Origin of the sequence: Sphingobium trunci (genome assembly GCF_022664535.1) — a bacterium.
GTDB lineage: Bacteria > Pseudomonadota > Alphaproteobacteria > Sphingomonadales > Sphingomonadaceae > Sphingobium.
Genome location: NZ_JAKUJY010000041.1, coordinates 1 through 24,007 on the forward strand (window position 1 = coordinate 1; position 24,007 = coordinate 24,007).

The window sequence follows — 24,007 nt, forward strand, 5'->3', positions numbered from 1 at the left end:
AGTGGCTCTGCGCCATCCGCCACGACCGGCGCGCCCCGCGCGCGGCCGGCGATCGATGGAAGGTCGCGCCGCAAGACGGAAACCACTGCCGAATAACGGTCGGCGTCGCCGTTCCAGACCGCTTCGGCGAAGCGATAGACTGCGGCGCGTAGCGCGGCGTCACCAACCGGTCCGGCAGGGATCAGCGCCGCGCCAGGATCAAGCGGTGTCCGGCTGGGCCCGAGCTTCAGCTCGATGATGCCCTCATCCTCATTGATCGAGATTACGTCCCCAGCCGGCTCAAGGGAGCCCGCGCGCCGCGGGCTGTCGCCGGCCTTCAGTTTGAAGTCCTGCGCCGGGAAGGTGAAGGTGTGGATGGTCGACTTCTTCTCAGGCCTCGGCAGCACGTCCGGATGCGGCTCAAGACCCGCCAGGCACTCAGCATCTTCCAGCAACTCCACGTGCGACAGGTCCTGGCGTGAGAACACCGCCCACCAGGCGGGCTTGCTCTCACGCCGGTGGAACTCGAGGAGATCGACCAACAGCTGGCGCCAATCCTCTTCGCCATGCCCGCCGGCCAGCAGCGCCGCCGCCATCTCGCCGACCGCCCGTTCGGCCTCGTTGCGCTGGTCGCCGCCGCCAAGATCCTCGTCGGCCCGCGCATACCAAGGCGCGCCAGGCGCGCGCATGCCAGCGAGCCAATCGCGGCACTTCAGTGTGGATCTGCAGTCGACGCGATTGTATTCGCCGATCTCTTCGAGCAGGCGGCCGTCACGGATACGCCGCCAGCGCTCGTACATTACGATGCTGTCACCGGCCGTCGTGACCTCACCGCCGCGCGCCTCGCTCAGGTAGAACTTCTCCATGTTCTTGATCGAGTAGGCCGGCTCCGACGTCCGAATCGCCTCACGCACGACGCGGTAGAGGTCGACCAGGCGGTGGCCACGCAGGAAGTCGTCAACCTCCCGCTCGCGCGTGCCGTGCAGCATCGCGAGCCGCTTGAGCGCCGTCTCCTCATAGGCGGCATAGTGGTAGATATGGGCATCGGGGTAGCGCTCCAGCCGGGCGACCATGAAGTCGACCGCCCGCTGGAAGGCGTCACGTTCCTCATCCCGATCGTGGGCCCAGAATTCGTGGAACCGCTCCTCGCCCTCATCAACCGTCACGATGCCGAACAGATACTCAAGCCCGCCGTCGAACAGCGGATCGCCCTCCATGTCGAAGAACATGTCGCCGGCGCTCGGCTGCGGAAGGCGTGCCAGACCACGACCAGGTCCGGTAGCGAGCAGTTCCACCATGCGCTCGCCCGTCCGGCGCTGGTGCGCCTGCAGCCGGGCCTGCTCGCGTAGCTTCCACAATGTCTCGGGTTGCATCCCGTCGATGGCCGCGCCGGGCGGCAGGGCGGCGAGCGAGTTCAGGTCCGGCACGCCGGCGGCGCGCAGCGCTTCGGCCTGACCACGGGTCAGGCCTGCGACGATGCTCAGGTGGTCATCGGCCTCCCACTCCGCCTCACAGGCCGTGGCCCAGCGGCAGAACGTGCAATGCCCGCAGGGCGCCCCGTCGGTCTCGGACGGGGCCGCTGTGAACCCGAGGAAACGCTCACGCGCAAACTGGAAATAGTGGATCACCGCGTCGACCCGCACGGTTGCCATCGTGCCGTCGCCGAGCGCCACATGCATCCGCTCCGGCGCCACGCCCTGCTCACGGGCAAGGATATCGGAATAGATGCACATCTGGATGAGGTGCTTGGGCTTCGCCGACCGCGACAGCTTGGTGTCGGCGACCTCGTAGGAATAGTCACCGAGCGCCGAGGGCTGCGGCACCTTGAGCAGGAAATCCGAGTAGCCCTGCCATGGCCCTTCAAGGAAGGCGCCCTGGTAGATCACGTCGGCGCCTTCGCGCAGCGCAGCGCGGGTGCGTTCCGACTTTGAGAAGATATCGTCGTCACCGACGATATCGATAACCGACTTGCCCTGAGCCTTCAGGTTCTCGAGATAGGCGCGCTCATGTTCGAGCCCCTTCTGCTGAAGCAGCACCGTCTGATCGTCGTCGGGCGGAAGTTCGACCGGCGCGACCAGCTGGCGCAGGTCGAGGACCGTCGCGTGCGCGCAGCCCATGAAGTTCACCAGATCGCTCGCCGAGAACAACGCGGCGCCGTTACGCGACTGCATGCTTTCTTCCCCGTTCCCGCGTCCGCCCCCGGTGGGCGGACGCCGTTCAATCACCTTTACAGCTCGCCGCGTTGCGAGATCGACGCACTCACCAGCATCTGTACCGACCTGCTCAAGGTAGGCACTTAGTAACGAGCAGGCAGATGCCGCTTCATTCCTCAATTACCTGTGATACGTAGGAAGATTCGAAAATTTTCCCATTCTGGCCGATCGCCAAGCGCTGCAGGCAATAGAGTTTCCAGTAACGTGTCCAGCGCGGATCATTGGTCGGGATATAGAGGATTGGAAGCCCGAGCTGCGCAGCGTCCGCATGACTAATCGGCTGGCCATGGGTCTTCCAGCGGCTGGGGCTCATAAGCTCGTTCGCGATCGTGGATGCGGGGAGCCCGCGCAGCTTGAGCAAGTCTTCAGCGAAGGTGCGCACGCGGTCGCGAATGCCCTGGAATTTGCGCACTACCTTGGCGTCGAAATTGTCCAGGCGCAGCAGCGCAACAGGGTCGTTCCGGTCGCTTCTGATCGCCATGGCATATTCCTCATGCGCGTCGAGATAGGCGATTACTGAGTGCCAGAATTCATTCCCCTGATTGTCGCGCATCGGGAACTGGGGATCAATCATCCCCAGCTCGGAAGTATCGCTCATCATAATCTGGTTCGCGCCCAACGCCATGAGCGTTCCCGCGCTCTTGGCGACATCGGGGATGATGACGCGGAAGGGGTTCTCGACGACATTGGCATGGATTAGCCGGACGAGCTTTTCGCACGCATCGACGTCACCGCCGAAGGTATGCAGGAAAAGATCGATCGGCTCGCCTTCCGGGATGTTGTGGAGCAGATCCACGAAGCCGATGATGTCGTTGCGATCGATCTCGGTGTTGGGGCCGCCGACATAGCAGATGAGATGGGTGCTCTCGGCCTCGTCGATCTGCTTGATGAGCTCCTGGCGTTCGTAGCGCGCGGAATTGCGGGCCGTGAACATGGGCGTCTTGGTCAGCGGGCGTTTGGCGCCGCCTGTTGGCGTGTCGCCGCCGCCGGTAATTTCGCCATCGGTCATCGAATACTGTCCTTTGCCCACAAGACCTTGTTGTTCCGCAAAAAGAAATGGCACCGGCGCCCCCCGTCCAGATAGTCGATGCTTGGCGCGATTGAAATTTTTCCTGTCTCGGACAGCGACAACGCCCAGGTGGGGCGGCGCCCTTCGTCGAGGTTCAGAAGGACTTCGTGGCCTTTGCCGCAGGGACATTTGAAGCCCACCCATTTGGGCGGGCCGCCCGAAGCAACCAGCACCACGGCGCGCTTGGGCAAGCGCTCGGGGATTTCGTCGGCGAATTCGACCGTGCCGACAATCCGCCAGCGCCTGAAAGGCAGCCATTCCCACCATGAGAGCTTCATATTTTGGGCCAGACTTGTTCGAGGAAGGGGGCTGCCGTCGCGGCGCCGAGCTTCTTGCTTTCTGGATCGCAATAATGGCCCGGCCGGGGCGCGGCGCGATTGGTCGAAATTTCGCGTTCGTGGATGCGCAGGAGGATTTCCGACGGGCGCGGATCGGGGCCATAGCCGATCAATCGCTCAAGCATTTCGCCAACGGCGGCCGCGGCGACCGCGGTCGTGAACGCGACCACTGCCGGCTCGGTCCCGCCTAATGCGGGGGCATAGCCCTCGTCAGCCAGACGCTTGCGCTCGGTTGGGGTCATCACCTCGGCACCGGCGCGGGCAAGGTCGATCCGGTCGCGGCAGACCAGGCACGCCGAGCCCGGCGAGAGAATGGTGATGCGCCCGTCAATCCCGGTCAGCATCCCGGACGTATCGCTGCTCAGCAGGACGCCGATGTCGATGACGGGGGTCAGCAGGTAGGTTGCCAGCCGGGAGAGGACGAGGCGTCCGGCATTGTCATCGGTACAGCCGAACACGAGGTCGCGGTCGCCGAGCCGGCGCGCGGTCGGTTCCAGCGTGATCATCGCATCGATCGCCTCGCAGTGCAGGTCAGGCGCGATCGCGATCAGGTGATCGCGCAGGATTTCGGCTTTTGGGCGACCGACATCGGCGGCGGTCGAGCCATAGACACGCGTGACATTGCTGCCCGAGAGGCGATCGGCATCGAGGAGGAGGAGGTTGCGAACGCCTAGCCGCACCAGCTGCTCAGCGACGGCCGATCCGGTGCCACCGCACCCGCTCACGGCAACCTTGAGATCGCTCAGCGCGCGCTGAATGTCGCCGCCGAATGCGCGAACATTGCGGTCGAAGATCGGCGAGGGCGGTCTGTCGTCGGCGTCGATCGCGCTCAGCAGGCGCCAGCGGTCGCCGACTATCCAGAGCCGGTCGATCATGCGGGCCGGACCATGCCCCTCCTCGGGCTGCAGGGTACCGGAAAAGGCAAACCCACTTTCGCGAGGGGAGAGAATTAGCGTGCCGTAATAAGGCGAGCCCGAGCGCAGGCGGAAGAGGTCGGCGATGGCCGCATCGACTTCGGCATCGGCGAGGCTTGGCAGCGGGGTGCCGGTCGCGCCGGGATGTGTGTGAAACCAGATGGCCATTGCGCCGAGCGCTTCCGCTTCGCCCAGCGCCGATACATAGCCCTCCGGCGCGATCGCCATATGATCCCGGGCGCGCTTGCGATACGCGTCCTGGCTCACCATGGCATGCTGGCGGACCAGCAGTCGGATATCGCCATCTGGTCCTTGATGGACAGCTGCGAGAAGGACGCCAGCGACCTCCAGCGGATCGCTTGCCGCCTCACAGAGCGCGGCGGCGACCGTATCGGCGAGAACGAGCGTGACGGTCATGCGGCTTTGGGAGCCGCCAGGGTGAGCTCCCTTCGCACGATAGCGAGATAGCTCTCGAGCGAATCGATCCCCGAGCGCCACTGGCCCGGCTGCAGATGGCGCGACCAGCGCTGCCACTCGCGGCCCAGGTGATGCTCCATGGTCTGCGTTGCCGCAATCTGCGCCCCGTCGGTGCGCCGCACCGGCGGGTGGAACCACCACATGTCGGGTGCGACATCGGGGTAGCCCGGTGCCAGTCGCAGCATGAGGTCGGATGTCGGCCGGTCATAGCCGGGACCCAGCGCGAAGTTCGGAAGGACCACGCAGATCATGCCCGCATCGCTCGAGACACTATGCCCCGGCGCGCGCTCCGTGAGGCAGTCGAGATCGTTCTGGGGAAGCATCTTTCCGCTTATTCCTTGTAGGCGCCGGGGTTGATCTGGGCCGGGGCAGTGAAGAATCGCAAGCCGTCGCGCATCTGGATCACCTGCTCGTCGAGGATCTTAACGTCGGATCCGCCGGGAATCACTTCGAACAGATCGCGGTCAGCCCCGATCGGCGGGTTGCTCAGCTGCCGCAGCTGGAGGCCGGTCATCTGCTCTGCATCGACCTTGTAGACCGTGCGATCGATCTTGATCGTGTAAGGGTGATCTTTCGGCTTGTCCGGATGAGGATCGGGGTGCTGCTCGGGCTTGCTCATTGGGCATCTCCATTTCGTGATACCGTGATACCACTATACCACGGCTGTTGACAACCTCTAAGTTTTGGTGTCAAAGAAAGGCATGAAAGACAGCAAAGCCATGACGATCCGCCTCTCGCCGGAACAGGCGGAGGCGCTTGAGACGGTCGCGAGCGTTGAGCAGCGGCCGATTTCCGATGTTATTCGCGCTGCGATTTCGGAGCATATCGAGCTCAGGCGGCGCGATCCTGAATTCCGCGCCGGTCTGGAGGAGCGGATTGGCCGTGCTAGGCGGCTGCTTGATCGCCAGGCTGGCGGATAACAGGGGCAGAGCCATGCCTTTTGAGGTATGATCGAGATTCGAATCACGCGCATATGAACTTGGTGAGCCTTATGAGCCGATGGACCTCTTCCGCCCCTGCCGACGTCACCTGGCGCCGTAAGCAGATGAGCGCGAACAACGACATTGAAGGCGTTGGCCGGGACGCAAAGGCCGAAAAGCTCCTCGCGCGCCTAGAGGCCGACGGCGCTACCGTTGAGAAGCGCCGCGAAGCCCTTCGGACCTATTTTTCAAAAAAGCCCAAGTGAGCGGACGCAGCGACGCCGAGCGCTCCGAATACGAGAAGATCGTCTACCCGGGCACGCAGGTCCTGGTGAATGAGCTGGGAATACGCGATGCCGCCACATTGGACGCGGCCGAGCGTCTCTTCACCGATATGCGCATCGCCGAAGGCCTGCCGGCCGAATGTGCGGAACCGACATATTCCGCCTTCAAGGCCATTCACTACCATCTCTTTCAGGACCTCTATTCCTGGGCTGGGCAGGAACGGAAATATACGACTGGCCGCGGGCAGGCACCGTTTGCGGTGCCCGAACATATTGGCCCCTGGATGGAGCGCCAGTTCGAGGCCCTACGTGCTGCCGACCAATTGCGCGGCCTCGCGCCCGCTGCCTTTGCCGAGCAGGCAGCGGCGCTCGTCAACGAAATTAATGCGGCGCATCCTTTCATCGAGGGTAATGGCCGAGTGCAGCGCATCTGGCTCGCCGGCGTGGCCGAGCGCGCTGGCTATGAGTTCTCGATCCGCCCCGAAGATCGCGATCCGTGGTATTCCGCGTCGAAGATCGGTTTCGAGCAGGCCGATCCAGCCCCGATGGCCGCTTTGATCCTATCGCGCATTCAGGTGCTCGATGACACCGAACGATCAAAGCACGACGATCGCGCTGCCCAGTTCTTGGCACTGTCGCGCGAGCAGGGGCTTGCTTCGGAGGATGCCAGTTTCAAGGCTGCCTGGCTCAATATCGAGAAGGTCGAAGCCGTTGCCAGGAGCGCGATGCCGCGTGATCCGGAAGGTCAGCAAGACATTGTAGCCAAGGCGCGCGAGCAGTTGGCCGATCATATCCGCGCCGGCGCCAGCATCGCTGAACTCACCGAACAGCAAGCCTGGCGCAATACGCTCGGCAAGGACAAGGCCGATCAGGTTGACAATCCTGGCCAGCGGGACTGAGTGGATGTCGAGAGTTCGTCAGCGCCGTCGGAGGCGGACCGTTCGGCCAGGATGGTCATTATGATGTCTCCATGGCACGGTCTGATGCATTGCTCGGATTGCAATGGACTCCACAGGGAGGCAATCTGCCCGGTGTGCGGGCACGCTTTCGATAACCAGCCACAGATTATTGTGGTGGATGGCGTCGAGCATCTTGTCCCCCAAGCGACTCATGGCGCGATCCCTTGGTCGACGTTTCTCATCCTTGAGCGAATAAAGATCGAAGGCGAGCGATCCCGCATTGCCCCATCGGACAGGCCCGAGCGCTTCTCACACCGTTTCACCGTCGTGCTGCTGTTCTGGACACTCTTTGAAGTGTTGATTGACGGCTTTTATCGCGCAGCCCTTGCCGATCTTCCCGGTCAGCTGGATGACGAGCTCCTCGAGCGGTTCTCGGGTATCGGCGGGCGCCTGGATCGCTTGTATCGCCGCATCTGGCAAACGAATTTCTGGGCGGACCTCGAGGCGGAGGGATTCAGCGGAGAAGCCACACTGCTGCGCCGCATCCAGAAGGCCCGCAACGCGTTCGTCCATGGTGATCCAGAAGCCATCGGTGATGATTTGGTCGATGCGACGCTGGCTCACCTCGAGAATGTGCAGAAAGCGTGGATCATCTTATTCAACAAGCGATGTACCGGCCGCCGCCAGCGGGTCCCAATTTGGCAATCGGCCCAGGAACGAGCGTCACTCCGTTCGGCATCTTGACTTCCGTTTAGCTTTCAGACGCCCTGGAGCAATGAACCGTAACCGCCATCGTTCATAACCGCATCGAAGGGCGGCTATCCGCAACCTACGCACCAATACCCGCTGTTCCGGTCAGTCCAACTTGTCGGTCACGATCCCTGAGTCGAACGACTAATCGCTGGGGTCGTCATCAATGGATCGTAAATCGATATAATCGATCACTAGCGTCCACCAATATCCGCCCAAATCCATGGACGATGTGTGGACGAAGTTGCCAACTTCGAGACATCAATCATCACCTAAGCGATTGATTTTATTGGTGACCCCTACGGGAGTTGCATGGTTAATCTACAATATTGATTTATATAGATAACTTTTTCATATTCGACCAAAATACCATCATTAAGCCCAGCACCATCACGGGTCAGGCAAGTGTGGATCATTGGGTTCCGTCGCGTTCGGACGTCATGCTGGAAGGTCGCTTTTCAAGCATCATGCGCCATTTTTCGGATTGGCTATTACTCTGACGTTCAAGCTCAACCGGCAAGACAACTCGGGCGTTCCCCTGCAGTTGCGCGCCTAAATACAGACAAATTCCTGCTATCACCGAGTCCCGATCATCCAATATCTGTTCATAGTTTACACGGAACGGTATGATGCCTGAACGGTCCAACATTCTTTCCCAAGCCGACATCTCCTGGTTATTCCTATGAATGGCCCATTCTATTTGGGCTGCGTCAAATCGTGCCAAGTCGCGGGGCTCGTCGCCTGAAAACCACGCCCCTGTTTGCATAGCTCGAACAAGGGATATAGCCTGACCGATCTTATCGGTGCGGTCCAAAAGAATGATCTTGGCCTCTTTCGATAGTTCTCTATAAATCAGCGGTGACGCGACAGATATATTTTCCATATAGTTCCAGAACATCTTTACACCAAATACGCCATTTGGCGATGTTCGTCGTTTCTTTATCTCCCTCCAGTAAAAGTCTATGGATCCATCGCCGAGATCCATTATTGCCGAGAGAGAGTTCTTGAGATTGAGGTACTCCATCGGCGCGCCAAGGCATCCTGTCTCCCATAAGATCGTGGACAAAAGTGTGCTGCCGCTCCGGGCTGCCGATGCGACGAGATATATCGCGGAAGTGCCGTTATAATCGGGAAAATCGAGTTCCCGACTGTATAAATGTCCAACCGAAAAAGTCTTTTCCGGCATTAGTTAGGTAGCGCCGTCAGCATGCACGTGTCCTCTCAAGCCATCAGAGTAACGTAAGCGCCAAAACCTCCCCACATTTTCGTAGCTGCTGATCTGTCTATGTTTTGCCCCTCATCCGAGGGGTATCGTAGTGGCTGATGATGTAAGAACATTCGAAACAGGTTTCGAAAGGCAGGAGGGCCAGCGGCCCTCGCGTATGGATGTCATTCCAGCGGGACCGGCGCGTCGCCGCTGGTCGGCCGAGGCCAAGGCCCGGATCATCGCGTCGAGTTTTGAGCCCGGCGCCAACATCGCCGAAATCGCACGGACGCATGGGCTGCTGCCGCAGCAGCTTTATGCGTGGCGGCATGACAGCATTCCGGGCAAGCGTCTGGCCAGCAAGAAGTTGGGTTTCGTTCCGGCGGTGGTAGAAGATGCGAGCGGCTCCGGCCCGGCTGATGGTGGAGGCGATGAGATCGTGATCCGCACGGCAAGGTGGGCGATCCATGTGCCGCCAGGGGCAAGCGAGGATCATATCGCCCGTGTGCTTGCCGCGGTGAGCCGGTCGGGATGATCATCCCGCCAGGGCCGCTCAAGGTGATGGTGGCGACAAAGCCGGTCGACTTCAGGAAAGGTGCCGTCAGCCTGGCGGCGCTGGTCGAGCATGAACTCGGACTCAAGCCCTTCTCGGGGGTGGTATTCATCTTCCGCTCCAAGCGGGCGAACAGGATCAAGCTCCTGGTCTGGGATGGCAGCGGCCTGGTGCTCGTGAGCAAGGTTTTGCAGACGGGGGGTTTCCATTGGCCACGGGCACAGGATGGCGTGATGCGGCTGTCGGCATCACAGGCGTCAGCCTTGTTCGAAGGGCTGCAATGGTCGAAAATGCACACGCCGCGCGCTCAAGCTCCGGTGACGACGCGATAGGTCGCATGCCTGATTCCCCTGATCGAAACGCCCTTGCAGAGCGCCTGGAAACTGCCAGAAATGGGGCATGTCCGCCACGGCAGCCGACCTTCCTGACGATGTCGCCATCCTCAAGGCGATGGTCCTGGCCGGCCTCGAGCGTGAAGCTCGGATGCAGCATATCATTGACCAGATTACCCGGACGACATTCGGAAAACGCTCGGAGAAGCTGAACGAAGATCAGTTGGCGCTGGGCCTCGACGATCTTGATGTTGCCCGCGCTGAACTGGAGGCCTTGGCCGAGCAGGCAGCGGCTGCCGCAGGACAAAAGAAGGAGCGGGCGCGAAGGGAGCCCGGGACAGCGCGGGCGTCCCTGCCGGCACATCTGGCCCGCGTTGAAGAAGTGATCCTCCCTGACGAGACGGAATGCCCCTGCTGCGGAGGCGTGCTGCACTGCATCGACAGCGACATATCAAGCCGGCTCGATGTCATCCCTGTCCAGTATCGCGTCATTGTGACGTCCCGTCCGAAAATGGCGTGTCGGGCGTGCAGCGATGGCGTGTTCCAGGCGCCTGCGCCCAAGCATGTAGTGCAAGGCGGCCTGCCCACCGAGGCGCTGATCGCCGACGTCCTCGTCAGGAAATATGCCGATCACACCCCCTTCTACCGGCAGGCACAGGCACTGCGGCGCCAGGGTATCGAGATCGACAGGGGGACAATGTGTAACTGGGCAGGCAGAGCCGCCGCCTGGCTCGGCCGCCTGACCAGCCGGATGAAGGCCGATCTTCTATCGGGCGCGAGGCTGTTCGTTGACGAGACCACGGCCAAGGTCCTGGCTCCCGGCACCGGCAAGGTGAAGACGGGATATCTCTGGGCCATCGCTCGTGATGATGGCGCGCATGGCGGCACCGACCCACCGGCCGTCGCCTACACCTACATGCCAGGTCGCGGGAAAGTCTGGGCGGAAAAGCTGCTCGGGGACTTCACCGGCATCGTCCAGTGCGACGGCTATGGCGCGTACAAGCATATCGAGGCGCCGGACCGAAGGGCCGGTCCCGGAACGCTCGCCTTCTGCTGGGCACATGTCAGGAGGGGCTACTTCGACGATGCCAAGGGCGGCAACGCACCGGTCGCCGATGAGGCGCTGCGGCGGATCGCCGGACTCTACAAGATCGAGGCTCGTATCCGAGGCTCCAGCCCCGAATACAGACTGGCGGTACGCCGGGCTGAAGCCGCTCCGATCATCGCGGACATGCTGCCATGGCTCAAGGAAATGCTGCCCAAACTACCCCGCGGCTCCCATACAGCCGAGGCCATCGGTTACACCCTCAACCACTGGAAGGGCCTCGTCCGCTTCCTTGAGGATGGACGGATCGAGCTGGATAACAACACCGTCGAGCGCTCAATCAGGCCAATTACCCTCCAGCGGAAAAATGCCCTGTTCACAGGCCATGACCTGGGGGCTGAAAACTGGGCGACCTTCGCCAGCCTCATCGAAACATGCAAACTGGGCGGTATCAACCCGCAGGCCTACCTCACCGATGTCCTCGCCCGTATCGTCCTGCGAGGCGATGCAGACCCCATCGATGATCTGCTCCCCTACAACTGGGTAGATAGTCGCGCCACCGCCAGCACCGTCATCGATCAGGCCGCTTAACGCCGTCCAGTGGGGGTGTTTTAGCGCTTACAGAGTAACCGGAGCGAGCGCGAATCCAACGATGCGCTCCTGCTGCTATCAATGGATTTCCAGTCTCCTCGTGCCCAACGCCTGTTCCGAACAACGCTTGGAGACCTTCGTTGAAGGGCGCATCATGCTTTGCTCGCATTACCGACATCCGAGAGAGTCAGCGACATATCTAAACGCGCTCAGACTTGAGGAAACTCAGTACAAGGTAAGCACCGACAACAACGATCCTAAACATCTTTGCGTAGGCCTCGGGCACCCATGCCGACCCGAGAAGCAAAAGAACGAGCGTAAGCAACGCTAGCCATCCTTCCCACGATACGGGAAGAAGGAAGATTGTGCCTATGCCTCGATCCTGAAACCATGGGCCTTTAGTCATGCGGATCCCTTGCTTACTTCCCAGCCCTCCGATCCGAGTAAATCTGTCACCGCTTTCAACTCGAGGCCGACGAGGCGAGCGTTCCGCGAAATCAATGGAATCAGGCGCGCATCTGTAAGCAGCCGCGTCATGACTTTATGGATGTGAGGATGGCTGCCAGAGTCGATCTTCTGATCCGAAAGTAGCAAGGCAAGGCCCTGGGAAAACACAGAAACTTCGGCAATGCCGATGTTATCGCTGCCCCGTACCTTGGATAGCGCAATCTCGGTCGCTGCCATTATCTTGTTCAGCGGACCACGTAGAAGTCGGTTTACCAGTTGCATGTTGCCCGGCTTCCCAAGAAATCGCGGCAGGAACACACGGTTCTGGAAGATCGGACTGACGACCTGAGCCAGTGGGCCATCGGCAAACTGGGCTACCGACGAAAATTCCACCCTCGTCTCGCGATCTGGGGAAATAATCGGTTCCGCGGCCCCGAAACCGTCGAGATAGTCGATGATCGGAAGGGATCCGATAATGCTACGCGTGCCATCCCTGAGCGCAGGTATCATTCCCGCAGGACTAGCGGCTCGGAAGACCGGATCGTCGCTTCCTCTCAATATCGATATCTGCTCGAGCTCGACACTTCTCAGCGCCGCGCAACATAAAACCTTTCGGACGGAAGCATTCAGAGGATTACCAAAGAGGATCATTCCTGTTTCCCGACGGAGAGCCGCGATATGGGATGAGGCGCTTCAGCCCCTCTTGATCGCGAGCCAATTTAGCGAGCAGCTTTTGGCTGAGTCTCGTCACTCGTGGATGATGTGGTTATAGATTCTGCAAATAGAGTCAAAGCAACTGAGATTAAATATTTTTCATGTTATATTCACAATTAAGTTATTGATTTCGGGCGTTGAAAGTGCGTTTCTCGCTCAGATTTAGGCGTGAAATGGGTTTCATGTTTATGTACATTATCCTTAATAATTTGCACTGCTCATGATCATGTCATCTATGCCCAAAACATTTCATTTCATTTCCGGACTTCCTCGGTCTGGCTCGACCTTGCTGTCAGCTCTTCTTATTCAGAACCCTGATGTGCATGCAGCAATGGCAAGTCCACTTGGACCTCTATATGGTGTCGTAAGCTCACATTTGAGCGCAAAGAACGAGGTGTATAGCCATATATCTGACGTATCTAGAGAAAGGATACTTCGAGGATTATTTGATAATTACTATTCTTACACAGACAAGAAAATCATATTTGATTCCGGCCGCTATTGGACAAGCAAAATGTCCATGATCGCAAAATTATTTCCATCGGCAAAAGTGATTTGTTGTATTCGTCCTGTTGAAGAGATCGTTTCGAGTTTCGAGAAACTTCTCGACTCCAACCCACTTGAATCCACAGCGATGTTCGGTTTTAGCAGCGATGGAAATCTTCACTCCCGTGCGGAATATCTTCGTTCCCCAAAGGGAATGATTGGTGCCGCACTAAATAACCTGAAGCAGGCTTACTACGGCCCATTTAGTCAACGCTTGCTGTTGGTGCCATATGACCGGCTTGTGACAGAACCAATCGAAGTGCTTCGTCATATCTACGATTTCACTGGCCTCGATCCGTTCATGCATAACCTACAAAATGTTGAATATAGTGCGGATGAGGTTGATCGCAGACTTGGGGCGAAAGGATTGCATACCGTTCGAGGCCCGGTTTCTGCGCGAGAGAGCGAACCTCGACTTCCTCCCGAATTGATTCGTTCATGCCGCGTTTCGAACTTCTGGGCCAACCCACTTGAGCTTGGCGCTTCCCAAGCGCGAGTCCTCTAAGTCCCCATGGCCTTTGCCAGATCTATCTTCCGGTGGAGGGCGGGACCGGACGCCGATACGGCTTTGCCGGAACTTCAATTTGCTGTCGATGCGATTGCAGCTGTGGCTCAGGCTCAAGGGCTGCATGGAGGGGCAGACGCGTTGCGACACCGCTTCGCTACACCAACCGGCTCGCTAACCTTTCCAAGAATCTTACGGGCTATCAATGATGTAGGGCTGCGCTCCAAGCATAGTCGACGGGCCGATTACGATTCTCTCGTAAAAGCTCGAAAACCGCTGATGATCGTCGATATGGAAGGGGCCTGCCTTATCCTCGCCGCAGCGACAATGGAAGGGGTCAAGCTCATACACCCGCGAACCGGACTCGTGCAGCGGATGCCGAAGAACGATTTCATGCGGTTGTGGAACGGTACGGCAATCTCCATGGCCCCGAAATTCGGATCGGCCGTGCGAAAAGCGGAAACTGCAGGGAAGGCTTGGTTTTTGCGGATAGTCTTGCGGTACAGGATGTCCATTGCCGCGATTATGACTACCTCGTTGATACTTCAGTTAACTGGCCTTGCGACACCACTGCTCTTCCAGATCATTATCGATAAGGTGCTGGTCCATAGGAGCACCTCCACCCTGACAGTTGTTTCTGTTTCCCTCGTGGCGATAGCCTTGCTTGAGGCGACGGTTACATGGCTTCGCTCATATTCCGTCGCACATGCATCTGCCAAGATCGACGTCCATTTGGGAGCCGGTCTCTTCGGCCATCTCCTATCTCTGCCATTGCAATATTTCGATCACCGACCGGCTGGCCAGACCGTGGCCCGCGTACGTGAACTTGAAAACATTCGGTCGTTCCTGACAAGCCAAGGTGCGACCTCCATCATCGATGCCATCTTTTCACTGATCTACCTTGGCGTTCTCGCAATTTACTCCCTGCAATTGACTGCGATCGTCCTCATCGCTCTTCCGGCATTTTTCATCCTCGCAACGCTGGTAAGGGTTCCCCTCAGGACCTTGGTCCGTGATAAATTCAACCGCGGCGCCGAAATGCAGCAACATCTTATCGAGAGCATTCTTGGTGCACACACCATCAAGGCCATGGCGATAGAGCCCTCCACGCAATTGGTCTGGGAAGAGCGGCTGGTTTCCTATGTGCTCTCCGCGACAAACGTCGCGACAACAGGTGCGCTAGGAGGAGCCGGAATCCAGCTGATCAGCAAACTATGTAGTGCAGCCATTCTCTTTTTTGGTGCCGGTATGGTCATGGATGGGACCCTCTCGGTTGGCTCCTTGGTCGCTTTCAACATGATTGCGGGTCAATTAATGGCGCCAGCGGTACGTCTGTCGAGCGCATGGCAGGATTTGCAACAGGTTCAGATGTCGATCGGTCGGGTTGGTGACATTTTAGACAGCGAACCGGAGTTTCAGCCGGCCGGCCGCATGGAATTGGGCACAATAAAAGGGAAGATCGATCTCACTGGTGTTATCTTTCGATATGCACCGGGAGGCCCGGAAATCCTTAAAGGGGTATCGGTGCGTATCCCTGCAGGCCAGATCGTCGGCATCATTGGCCCGTCTGGGTCGGGGAAATCGACGCTGGCCCGCATTCTCCAGCGGTTGCATTCCGCTGAGATCGGGAAAGTGCTGATCGACGGTCACGATATCGCGCAGGTGCCAACAGACTGGTTTCGACGGCAGATCGGGGTCGTGTTGCAGGAAACCTACCTCCTCAACCGGTCGATCCATGACAACATCGCGCTTAGCAATCCCAGCCTGTCCCGCGAGGGCGTTGTGGAACTTGCCAAGCTCGCGGGAGCACATAATTTCATCGCGGAAACATCATTAGGTTACGATACGCTCATTTCGGAACGTGGTGCGAATCTGTCCGGTGGGCAGCGACAACGCATTGCCATCGCACGCGCACTTGCCTCCAACCCGAAGATTCTGATCCTCGATGAGGCCACCAGCGCGCTCGACTATGAAAGTGAGCAAGCAATCCAGAAAAATATGCGAGCGATCTGCCAGGGCCGCACCGTTATCATCATTGCCCACCGAATGGCTGCTGTCCGAGATTGTGACCGGATCATCGCCCTTCAGGCCGGACGAATAGTTGAGGACGGATCGCCCGTCGATCTGGCCAGCAATGTCGGCGGTCTCTATCACCAGATGCTGCAGATTCAGAGTGGAACCGTCAATGCCACGACCTGAACGATATCAACCGGACAACAGGATGAAATGATGTCGGATCAGCTGAGCATGATGTCTGCTGCGGAGGAGTTGATTTCACATGCACCATCGCGCGGCGTCGTCATTGCGATTTGCCTAGCTGTTTTTCTTGTAGCTGGCTCTATAGCCGGAGCAGCCCTGTATCATATCGATGTTTACGCGACTGCTCCTGGGAGGGTTCAACCGGTTGGCCGCAGCAAATCCATCCAAGCGATTGAACAGGCGCGCATCATTGCCAGTTATGTTCGTGAGGGAAGCCATGTTAGGCGCGGTCAGATTCTCGCGGCACTCGATCCGGCTTCTTCCGCATTTGACGAAGGAGCCGCCAGGCTGGAAGAACTCTCGCTGTCTGCCGAGATCGCACGTCGCACTACTGAGGAGAGAATTGGTACTCACAATGTTGTTTATGCGCCGCGTATCCCTTTTCTCCCGGAGATTCCGCAGGTCGACCGCGATCGCGAACAACTGGTGCTTGGTGACGATTTAAGGCAATTGCGATCTGAAGCGGAGGTTGCAGAGGCAAGAATCGCTGGTGACCGCACGCGCGCGGATATTCTCGAATCTACTCTGTCGGAAAAGCGAGTCTCGTTGATAACGCTCGAGAATAGACTTGCCAATCGACGGCAGTTGAAACTGGAAGGCTGGAAATCAGGTACGGAAGTCGACGATACGGTCGTCGATGTCCAGAAGCTCCGGGCAGACATCCTTGCAACCCAGCAGGACATCGCCGAGGCCCGATCAGATGCAAGCGAACAGACCGCGCAACTTACGGCGTCACGGGCCAAGTTCTTCAAGGCGAATGCCGACCAACTCGAGCAGGCGCAAAACAAGCTTGGCCAGATTCACCAGCAGTTTTTGAAGGAGCAATCCCGCACCAACGGTTCGGTTGTGCGTGCGCCGGTAGATGGCACTGTACAAGCTCTTTCTATCACGAACCCCGGTCAAGTCGCCACTGCTGGTGAAACATTGATGACTGTGGTGCCCGATGCTCCAACTATACAGGTGGAAGCGCTGGTGTCGGACCGGGATATGGGATTTGTTCGGGTCGGACAGGAGGTCGTTATCAAGGTGCGCGCCTATCCCTTCACCCGCTATGGCGTCGTTCGAGGGATCGTCAGCAAGATTGCACGAGACTCGATTGACAGCCGCGAAGCGGCACAAAATACCGACAGCAACGGCTCGCAGCGGTCGGTGGACGATCCGAGTGCGATGCCCTTGCCGCATGTGCAGGACTTGGTCTACCCGGTCATCGTCGATATCATCGGCGACAGGACGATCGACGTCGATGGTGTCAAGACACCGATCCGGCCAGGTATGGCGGTGGAGGTCGAAATCAAGACAGCCACACGAACCGTGCTTGAATATGTGCTCTCGCCGATCGGCCAGGCTCTTTCGGATGCGGGACATGAGCGCTAAACATGGTATATCCCTCTTCTGCGGGGCGCTCATTTATTTTGTCGCGTCTCCAGGCACTGCGCAACCCTTGGCCGAGACCCTGAAACAGGCTTATGCTCACAGCCTGGAAATCGCGCAGGAGCGGCAGAAGCTCCGCGCCACGAAGGCGCAGGTCGGAAGGGCGATTGCTGGCGCGGAGCCTACTATCACCGTAGATGCAGAGGAGAGCCGTGGAAAGGACGTCGTTACAGGCGGGACACCCCTGGAGAATTCACTCCTCCGTTCATCGGTCCCCCGATCTTCCTATGATGTCGTACTAGACCAACCGCTTTTCCGGAGTGGTCGGACTCCCGCAGAAGTCTCCGGTGCGATCGACTCGGTCCGAGCGGCTGCTTTCAAGCTATCGGCCGCTGAACAGGATGCCCTATTGCAGGCTGCGAAAGATTATGTGGATCTACTTCGCGACAGAAATGACGCGGTTGAAGCACGGAAGAGTGCCGATCTCGCAGCGACGATACTCAAAGGCGTACAGGAAAGGCTCGGCAAACAAGACGCTTCGCAATTCGACATTCTGACGGCGCAGGCAACGTGGGAAGAGGCAGCGGCAGATGCCGATAACGCTCAATCCAAGCTGATTGACACCGAGCAGCAGTTTGAGCGTGACGTAGGCGCACCGGCATCCAACCTGTCGATACCCATCCTCCCCGCCATTTTGCCGGCTAGCGAGGCCGAAGCAATCTCCCTCACGAATGGCAATCCTGAAATTCAATATGCAGAGTTCTCGGCGCGGGCTTCGAAAGAAGATGTACGCGTTGCGCGCAGCGCCGGGCGTCCTTCGGTTGAACTCGAAGCCACCATCCGTGATCACCAAGGCGCCGTTTTTGCACAAGAGCGCGAACAGGTTCGATCAGTTTCGTTCAAACTCCATGTCCCGGTATTTTCCGGTGGTCTCGTGCGTGCCCAAGTCGAAGAAAAGGAGGCGCTCTTTGCTGGGGCCGAAGACGCAATCGCGATTGCGAGAGCGGACAACGAAATGAAGGCGCGAACGGCCTTCAGGCAAATGCACGTGTTTGATGCAGTCTGGCAACGCTATCATGCGTCCGTTCAGTCGAGGCAAGATCTCGTGACTGGTGAAGGTCGACTATTTGCTCTGGGCGAAGCATCGAAGGAGGATGTCCTGACCGCCCAAAGAAATCTGGTAGAGGCAGAACGTAACGAAAATCGGGCGATGCATGACCGCTTGATTACACAGTTCAATCTGATACGCGCTATCGGACATATGACGCTCGATCAATTTGGCGTCGACACTGACGATCCCGACTTGAGTATTTCAGCCCGAAAACTGATCTTGGACGGGATTTCGGTGCCTTTTGTGCGTTGAATCGTTCAATTATTAACACATGGCTTCATGATCAACGGCAGTCCGCTAATTCGCTGTCGAACGTCAGACGATTACCTTGGCCCAGGCATAATGGGCCGCCGTCAAGATCCAATATTCGAAGTGCGGCACGGAGATAGGCCCCTTTTTCCCCCTTGGAAAAGAGCACCGCATATCCCTCGACCAAATCCATCAGCAGGAGATGCCTTTCCTCGCCGAAACCGATTGTCCATTTCCCGCGATCACGCCAGCCGCCGCTCACCGAATAATATAGGCGTATGAGCATCGCATAGGCCGTTAAAGCTGCAGCTTGTACTTGCAGGGTCGGTCGATCTTGCGAAAGATCCAGCAATTGCGACGTGATCATCCAACGAAGCATTCGGCGTTCTTGGTCCATTGTCGGAAGTGGTTGCATGACCATCGCCTCGGTCATGCGCTTGCGAAGCAACGGCCCCTCATCTGCCGTATCGAGCAGTAACACACCCTCGCTGACGGCAGAAAGGATCGAGCAAATACCTTCCTTGCGGGCGCGTGCGATGACGTTATCGACCCGGTCCAGACCAACAACATGGAGATCAACGGCAACGCCTTCGCTCATGAAGCAATAGTTCACCATCGACGAACTTTCCTGCACAAAAACAACGACATCGACATCCGAATATGGACGATGGCGATTGTTAAAGGCGGAGCCAAAACCAAAGGCCGTTATGGCGTCTGGCACATAAGTGGCGATAGCGGCCAGAGCGGCGCATTTGGCAGTGGCAATGTCGAGTTGGCCGTTGCGTACAATTTCGTTCGCCTGCGGATACATCTGGCGAAGGAATTCTTCAGGCGTAATATCGCCATACTGCCGGTCGTTGCGGCGGACCATCACGAGCAATGCGGCGTTCGCGCCGTAACATAATAGACCGATCCCTGAACGCCTGGACCCATCGTTTGAAGAGTTACAAAAAGCACCCGACCCGGCCCCTTTTCATCGAAAGATATCATGCGATACCCCTCGAATTGCGCGCCGGTATCCTTTAAGAGAGTCAAACCGTTACTGCGTCCCTGAGCGAGAAAATAGTCAGCGACCCTACCGATGGATGCTGACGTGGTAAGTTTATAGCGAAAGCCGCAGGCATCCGGTTTCCTTGATAATGCATCGGTTTTCGCGCCGGGAAAGGGCGTGCCTAAGGCTTCAGTCGCAAACCCCGGCTGGGCTATTCCCAGTGCTAGCACGAATAGAGCAGAACGGAACAACCATTCCATTTTACGATTCCTCGGCATTTTGGATTTAATGTTGTGTACGGGGCACCGCCGAAAGACAGGCGGTGCCGCGCCGATCGATCAATGCGCCAGCTTCTCCACACCATCAACGAGCGCCCCAGCAAGCGAGTCGGCGATCTGGCCAGTAGGATATTTATAGTAGGCATAGAAAGCTCCCGCTCCAGCAGCACTCGCCAAAGCAAGATCAACGGGCCCGGACTCGGCGCCTACTGCGCCCACTATGGCGGCTACAGTTGCCGAGAATTCGACCTGAGTCATCGCGCTTAACTGGTTGTCGATGACGGTAGCTAGCATCTGCTTCATGTCCCCAGATGTTAAGCCCTGATACATCTCACCTTTCTCAATGACATCAAGGACAGCTTCGATCTTTTCGACGGCTTCCTTCGGTTTGCCAGAAAGATAGGGCTCTATTGCTTTCAACCCACCCGCGACCTTGGATATGAGATTGGCGATCTTCTGTTCGGTTGATTTGTCCGGTTCTCCGCCAGCGCCCTCCGGCGGCGTATAGGAGATGTCTTGAACATAATATTGTGTGAAGGAATAACTTTGACGCGGAGCCGTCACTATAATTTCTTGAACGCTGCTGTCCGCATTGTCTGACGTTGCGGCGATGGGATCATACATCCCGTAATCCGAATATCCGCCGTAGTAACGATATCCGTTATAGCTACCATAATCGCCGTAGTTGCCGTAATAGCCACCACCACCAAAGGCACTCATCCCAGCCTCCTTTGAAAGCCAATATCGAATTAGGAGGAGACAACACCTAAGGCCTGTGTCTCAGCTTCATGACGCCAACGGCACTGGCGGCCTATTCCATACAGGATCCGGGGCCGCCATGGTCACGAGAGAACAGGACGAAACGTCCTGTTCGGATATTAGAATTCATTTGTGCGATTCGTTCAAGTGGCTCATTGAAGAAAAAGGATTTTTGGGCGGGCGCAAATGATCGGTTTACGTGGCGTATATCCGAAATTCGGTAGGACCGCCCAGAAAACGGTTCATGGACAGCCATCTGGACAGGACACATGCCAATTCTCACTAGCCTCCTTGCGGGCTCCCTCTCGGTTGCCGACCCAAAGGAAGCGGTTCAATGCCGACCTGAATTGCCTATGTTTGGCGAACTCGTTCGCCGTTCGATCGATGCCCATTATGACCCCGACGAGCCGGATGGCACATGGGAATCAAAGATACCCGTCGCGAACACCTCGCTGTGGAACGAAATCATTATTGATGGTGTACGGGCGATATCGACCACACCGTTCGGTACATTGGCCGGGGTAGCCTCGTTCAAGGTGCGCACGGTTAAAATCACACTACCAAACGGCCTTTTTTTCGGAAAATTGAGTGCGGATGGGCTGCTACTTCGCGGTATATGGACGCCGGCCAACGGGGGTGCGGTTCCGATAACGTTCAATCGCCAGCGCCAAACGTCCTTTGGCCTCTTGCCTTATCGGGCTCAGGACGTGAAATTTCGAAGCAAGGATGGAACTGTCCTCAGCGGCACACTTACGCTACCATCAGGAGGCACTCGATCCGCCGCTGTCGTACTCGCTGTGGGTTCGCAGCCAGCTGATCGCGATTATGTCGTCCTTGGCGCCAATCCTGCAAGTAAGCTTTTTGCTGTACTTGCCGATGATCTGACGCGACATGGTATCATCGTGCTGCGCTTTGATCAGCGGGGCACCGGCCGATCACCTGGCCAAGCTTTCGAGACCACCGAAGCGCAAATCGAACAAGACCTTTCCGCAGCGGTTTCCTTTCTCAGTACACGATCTGAGGTTGCTATTGGCAAAATCGGCATCATCGGCCACAGCGCCGGCGGTGTGCGAGCCATAAAATTGCTTTTGGCAACGCCGCAATTGTCATTTGGAGTTCTGCTTGCATCTCCCGCGGAACGGATGCTTGATCTGGTGGACTGGCAAGCTGACAATCGCATGGTGGAAAACGGTCCAGAAACCTTTTCGACCGTTGACGCTGAACTCACCAAACGACTGGCGCATACTGTAGTATCGGCCAGCGACGAGGCCGATGCAAGGTCGCGTGCGAACGTTGTATGGGCGGATATGAAGGCCAAAGGGATATCCCCTCTTACCGGCCTTGCAAGTGTTGAGGAAAGCGCAAGTGATTCCTATCGCTTCCTCCTAAACTATGATCCGGCACAAGATCTAATGGATTTGCAAAAGCCGGTTCTGGCCATTCTTCCATTGGCAGATGCATACTTGGATCCGGAACGGAATTTGGCTGCCACTCAACAAGCCCTGCACAACAATCCTGCAGCAGAAGTTTGTTCGCTCCCTGAACTTGATCATGCTCTCCAAGTTCGTGATGGCGACGCCAAGCAACAAAGCGGTACCGTCGATCCGCTGGTCCTTGAGATGATTGGGCAATGGATCAATGCCTTATCAGCGAAATAATTCACTGTTCGACGACGTTGCCCTCAGCTACGATCCTGCAAGTGCGCAAAGCGGAGCCATCAGCACGGCAGCATCGCAACTGAGCGAAGCGATGGCTGGATTTTGGGACGGCCGGGGAACTGCTGCATTCGATAAATTTGCAGCCCTAGCCGAACGAGGGGATAACTTCCTGGCCGTAGCTCATGGAGGGTGGCGGTAGTTCATCAACGGCGGCCGGTTGAAGACCGGCCGTCCATTCTGTTGCTGACCGTGATATTGCACGGAACAGGCCGTTCGCTTTTGTCGGCCTTCCGCGTGCAGGCGTCGAGGACGTTACGATTGTCGCGCCACATCTCGACGACCGCTGTCAACATCCGCCACGCTTGTGGGTCACCTGCGCGCATCATGCGCGCGCCCGCATCCCATAGCGCCGGTTCACCGACAATATGGGCCGCCATGCTTTCGGGCATGTGCCAGCCTGTCGGCAAGGCGCGTAGAATAATACCAGGAAGGATTGCCCAGAGCAGGCATCCAGCCAACAAACCAACGCCTACGGCCCACAGGAGATGCCTGCGCTGCTCCCGGCCTTCTTGGGCGACAGGGATAAGCGCGCGCATGGCCCTGGCCGCCTCCAGATGAACCTCCCGCGCCTCCTTGAGGGTTGCGGCATCGGTGCGGCGCGACTTTTCTGCCGCCGCGTCCATGCGTGCGGACATATCCTCGGGCGTCCATTGCATGGCCGGCTTTCCAGATATGCCGGCCAGTGCCTGCGCGATACCAGCAAGGCGCGCATTCATCTGCCCCAATGTCGCGCTGTAATCGGGAATGTCAATGTTTACCCGCTCGGCGGCCAGATGCTCGACCGCGCGAGACAGAAGGGCGATCCGGCCATCGAGCCGCGTGAACGCTTGGGTTGCAGATTCCTCTTGGGGTTCCGTTTCGTTCAACAGCGGTTGTTCATCGTCCATATCGCGTGCTCCTCTTTAGCGGCTCATGCCACGGCTGATGTCGCGTCCGTGTTCGAAGGGGATGGAGGCGGCGAGGTCGCGGGACAGGCTGCGGCCCATCTGCTGGCCGATCTCCAACCCAAGTTCGCGGCTACGCAAGCCCAGCACCGATTCAAGCTGGGCGTCGCGTTCGAGGCTTGTCGCCATGTCAGCCATCTGCTGCACGGCACTCTTCGCGCCCCGGAAATTGCCGTCGCGCACAAGCTCATCATGCTGCCGCTGCAACTGCTGCCAGCTCTCCACGAACCGGTCGGCGCGCTGAAATGGATCGATGCGGATTTCCGTTTCCAACTGCATCGCACGCATCGCGGCCTGGCCGCGCCCCTCGGCGGCCTCGCGGACAAGTTCCGGACTACCCTTGAACGCGCTGTCGAGATCGGACGCGCCTTGCGGGCGGATCGCGTTCAGCGTCTCGCGTGCCCGTTCCAGCGCATCGCGCTGGTGCGGCATGGCGCCCAAGCCCTGCGCGCGGGTCTGCTGGATCGCGTCGAACGCCTTGGCGTAGCGCTCCACCGCCCCGCGTACGCCGCCAGCACGTGCCGGTTGCGCTTCCTGTTCGAGCTGG

The 24,007-nt window shown here is 58.2% G+C and carries 24 protein-coding genes and 1 pseudogene; 12 read left to right on the forward strand and 13 right to left on the reverse strand.

Going from position 1 to position 24,007, the window contains the following annotated elements:
• The 6 genes from MJ601_RS20920 to MJ601_RS20945 all read right to left on the reverse strand — a co-directional run.
• A partial coding sequence (locus tag MJ601_RS20920) for a TM0106 family RecB-like putative nuclease (protein WP_242130331.1) occupies positions 1–2,150 on the reverse strand: 2,150 nt, incomplete at its 3' end.
• Positions 2,151–2,301: 151 nt separating this feature from the next.
• Positions 2,302–3,201 carry an SDH family Clp fold serine proteinase gene (locus MJ601_RS20925; RefSeq protein WP_242130332.1) on the reverse strand — a complete coding sequence of 300 codons (900 nt, stop codon included), beginning with the start codon at positions 3,199–3,201 and terminating at the stop codon, positions 2,302–2,304.
• Positions 3,198–3,539 (reverse strand): ubiquitination-like system serine protease family protein, encoded by a 342-nt coding sequence (locus MJ601_RS20930; protein WP_242130333.1) that lies wholly within the window; start codon positions 3,537–3,539, stop codon positions 3,198–3,200. The genes MJ601_RS20925 and MJ601_RS20930 overlap by 4 nt, the downstream gene beginning before the upstream one ends.
• A complete protein-coding gene (locus tag MJ601_RS20935; protein ID WP_242130334.1) occupies positions 3,536–4,930 on the reverse strand; it encodes a ThiF family adenylyltransferase in 1,395 nt (464 codons plus the stop codon). The genes MJ601_RS20930 and MJ601_RS20935 overlap by 4 nt, the downstream gene beginning before the upstream one ends.
• Complete coding sequence (locus tag MJ601_RS20940; protein ID WP_242130335.1) at positions 4,927–5,313, reverse strand: E2/UBC family protein; 387 nt, start codon at positions 5,311–5,313, stop codon at positions 4,927–4,929. Before MJ601_RS20940 ends, MJ601_RS20935 begins: the two co-directional genes overlap by 4 nt.
• Before the next feature lie 8 nt (positions 5,314–5,321).
• Positions 5,322–5,609 (reverse strand): multiubiquitin domain-containing protein, encoded by a 288-nt coding sequence (locus tag MJ601_RS20945; protein WP_242130336.1) that lies wholly within the window; start codon positions 5,607–5,609, stop codon positions 5,322–5,324.
• Between the two features lie 100 nt (positions 5,610–5,709).
• On the opposite strand from MJ601_RS20945, the gene MJ601_RS20950 reads away from it, so the two are divergent.
• From MJ601_RS20950 to MJ601_RS20965, 4 genes are read left to right on the forward strand one after another with little or no spacing between them, the layout of a single operon-like run.
• Positions 5,710–5,910 (forward strand): DUF6290 family protein, encoded by a 201-nt coding sequence (locus MJ601_RS20950; RefSeq protein ID WP_242130337.1) that lies wholly within the window; start codon positions 5,710–5,712, stop codon positions 5,908–5,910.
• A 53-nt stretch (positions 5,911–5,963) separates the two neighbouring features.
• A complete protein-coding gene (locus MJ601_RS20955; protein ID WP_242130338.1) occupies positions 5,964–6,176 on the forward strand; it encodes a hypothetical protein in 213 nt (70 codons plus the stop codon).
• Entirely contained in the window at positions 6,173–7,093 is a 921-nt protein-coding gene (locus MJ601_RS20960; protein WP_242130339.1) for a Fic/DOC family protein, read from the forward strand. The genes MJ601_RS20955 and MJ601_RS20960 overlap by 4 nt, the downstream gene beginning before the upstream one ends.
• Positions 7,094–7,153: 60 nt before the next feature.
• Positions 7,154–7,837: a hypothetical protein gene (locus MJ601_RS20965; protein ID WP_242130340.1), complete on the forward strand. Its 684-nt coding sequence runs from the start codon at positions 7,154–7,156 to the stop codon at positions 7,835–7,837.
• A 418-nt stretch (positions 7,838–8,255) separates the two neighbouring features.
• Here MJ601_RS20965 and MJ601_RS20970 read toward each other — a convergent pair whose 3' ends face one another.
• Positions 8,256–9,029 (reverse strand): Stf0 family sulfotransferase, encoded by a 774-nt coding sequence (locus tag MJ601_RS20970; protein WP_242130341.1) that lies wholly within the window; start codon positions 9,027–9,029, stop codon positions 8,256–8,258.
• 196 nt (positions 9,030–9,225) lie between these two features.
• On the opposite strand from MJ601_RS20970, the gene tnpA reads away from it, so the two are divergent.
• From tnpA to tnpC, 3 genes are all read left to right on the forward strand, one after another.
• Positions 9,226–9,582, forward strand: a complete 357-nt coding sequence (gene tnpA, locus MJ601_RS20975; protein ID WP_242130342.1) for an IS66-like element accessory protein TnpA — start codon at positions 9,226–9,228, stop codon at positions 9,580–9,582.
• Positions 9,579–9,932, forward strand: a complete 354-nt coding sequence (tnpB, locus tag MJ601_RS20980; protein WP_048578803.1) for an IS66 family insertion sequence element accessory protein TnpB — start codon at positions 9,579–9,581, stop codon at positions 9,930–9,932. The genes tnpA and tnpB overlap by 4 nt, the downstream gene beginning before the upstream one ends.
• 67 nt (positions 9,933–9,999) lie before the next feature.
• The gene (tnpC, locus tag MJ601_RS20985; protein WP_242130343.1) at positions 10,000–11,568 is read left to right on the forward strand and encodes an IS66 family transposase; all 1,569 of its coding nucleotides are present in this window, start codon (positions 10,000–10,002) and stop codon (positions 11,566–11,568) included.
• Between the two features lie 402 nt (positions 11,569–11,970).
• On the opposite strand, the gene MJ601_RS20990 is transcribed toward tnpC, so the two are convergent.
• Positions 11,971–12,666: a glutathione S-transferase family protein gene (locus MJ601_RS20990; protein WP_242130344.1), complete on the reverse strand. Its 696-nt coding sequence runs from the start codon at positions 12,664–12,666 to the stop codon at positions 11,971–11,973.
• Positions 12,667–12,964: 298 nt separating this feature from the next.
• Here MJ601_RS20990 and MJ601_RS20995 point away from each other — a divergent pair, with 298 nt between their 5' ends.
• The 4 genes from MJ601_RS20995 to MJ601_RS21010 are packed head-to-tail and all read left to right on the forward strand — an operon-like array spanning position 12,965 to position 18,773.
• A complete protein-coding gene (locus MJ601_RS20995; protein WP_242130353.1) occupies positions 12,965–13,780 on the forward strand; it encodes a sulfotransferase family protein in 816 nt (271 codons plus the stop codon).
• 6 nt (positions 13,781–13,786) lie between these two features.
• Positions 13,787–15,979: a peptidase domain-containing ABC transporter gene (locus tag MJ601_RS21000; RefSeq protein ID WP_242130345.1), complete on the forward strand. Its 2,193-nt coding sequence runs from the start codon at positions 13,787–13,789 to the stop codon at positions 15,977–15,979.
• 30 nt (positions 15,980–16,009) lie between these two features.
• Positions 16,010–17,413: an HlyD family type I secretion periplasmic adaptor subunit gene (locus MJ601_RS21005; protein ID WP_242130346.1), complete on the forward strand. Its 1,404-nt coding sequence runs from the start codon at positions 16,010–16,012 to the stop codon at positions 17,411–17,413.
• Positions 17,403–18,773, forward strand: coding sequence for a TolC family protein (locus tag MJ601_RS21010; protein ID WP_242130347.1), 1,371 nt, complete (start codon positions 17,403–17,405; stop codon positions 18,771–18,773). The genes MJ601_RS21005 and MJ601_RS21010 overlap by 11 nt, the downstream gene beginning before the upstream one ends.
• A gap of 31 nt (positions 18,774–18,804) precedes the next feature.
• Here the strand turns inward: MJ601_RS21010 and MJ601_RS21015 are convergent, their stop codons facing one another.
• The 3 genes from MJ601_RS21015 to MJ601_RS21025 all read right to left on the reverse strand — a co-directional run bounded on the left by MJ601_RS21015 (position 18,805) and on the right by MJ601_RS21025 (position 20,759).
• Positions 18,805–19,641: a nucleotidyltransferase domain-containing protein gene (locus MJ601_RS21015; RefSeq protein ID WP_242130348.1), complete on the reverse strand. Its 837-nt coding sequence runs from the start codon at positions 19,639–19,641 to the stop codon at positions 18,805–18,807.
• Positions 19,641–20,021: a hypothetical protein gene (locus tag MJ601_RS21020; protein WP_242130349.1), complete on the reverse strand. Its 381-nt coding sequence runs from the start codon at positions 20,019–20,021 to the stop codon at positions 19,641–19,643. Before MJ601_RS21020 ends, MJ601_RS21015 begins: the two co-directional genes overlap by 1 nt.
• Before the next feature lie 78 nt (positions 20,022–20,099).
• The gene (locus MJ601_RS21025) at positions 20,100–20,759 is read right to left on the reverse strand and encodes a hypothetical protein (protein ID WP_242130350.1); all 660 of its coding nucleotides are present in this window, start codon (positions 20,757–20,759) and stop codon (positions 20,100–20,102) included.
• 308 nt (positions 20,760–21,067) lie between these two features.
• Between MJ601_RS21025 and MJ601_RS21030 the strand changes: the two genes are divergently transcribed.
• Positions 21,068–22,456: an alpha/beta hydrolase gene (locus tag MJ601_RS21030; protein ID WP_242130351.1), complete on the forward strand. Its 1,389-nt coding sequence runs from the start codon at positions 21,068–21,070 to the stop codon at positions 22,454–22,456.
• Positions 22,457–22,659: 203 nt separating this feature from the next.
• On the opposite strand, the gene MJ601_RS21035 is transcribed toward MJ601_RS21030, so the two are convergent.
• The gene (locus tag MJ601_RS21035) at positions 22,660–23,403 is read right to left on the reverse strand and encodes a DUF6118 family protein (protein WP_242130352.1); all 744 of its coding nucleotides are present in this window, start codon (positions 23,401–23,403) and stop codon (positions 22,660–22,662) included.
• 15 nt (positions 23,404–23,418) lie between these two features.
• Positions 23,419–24,007, reverse strand: a pseudogene (locus tag MJ601_RS21040) (Ti-type conjugative transfer relaxase TraA); the annotation flags it as partial.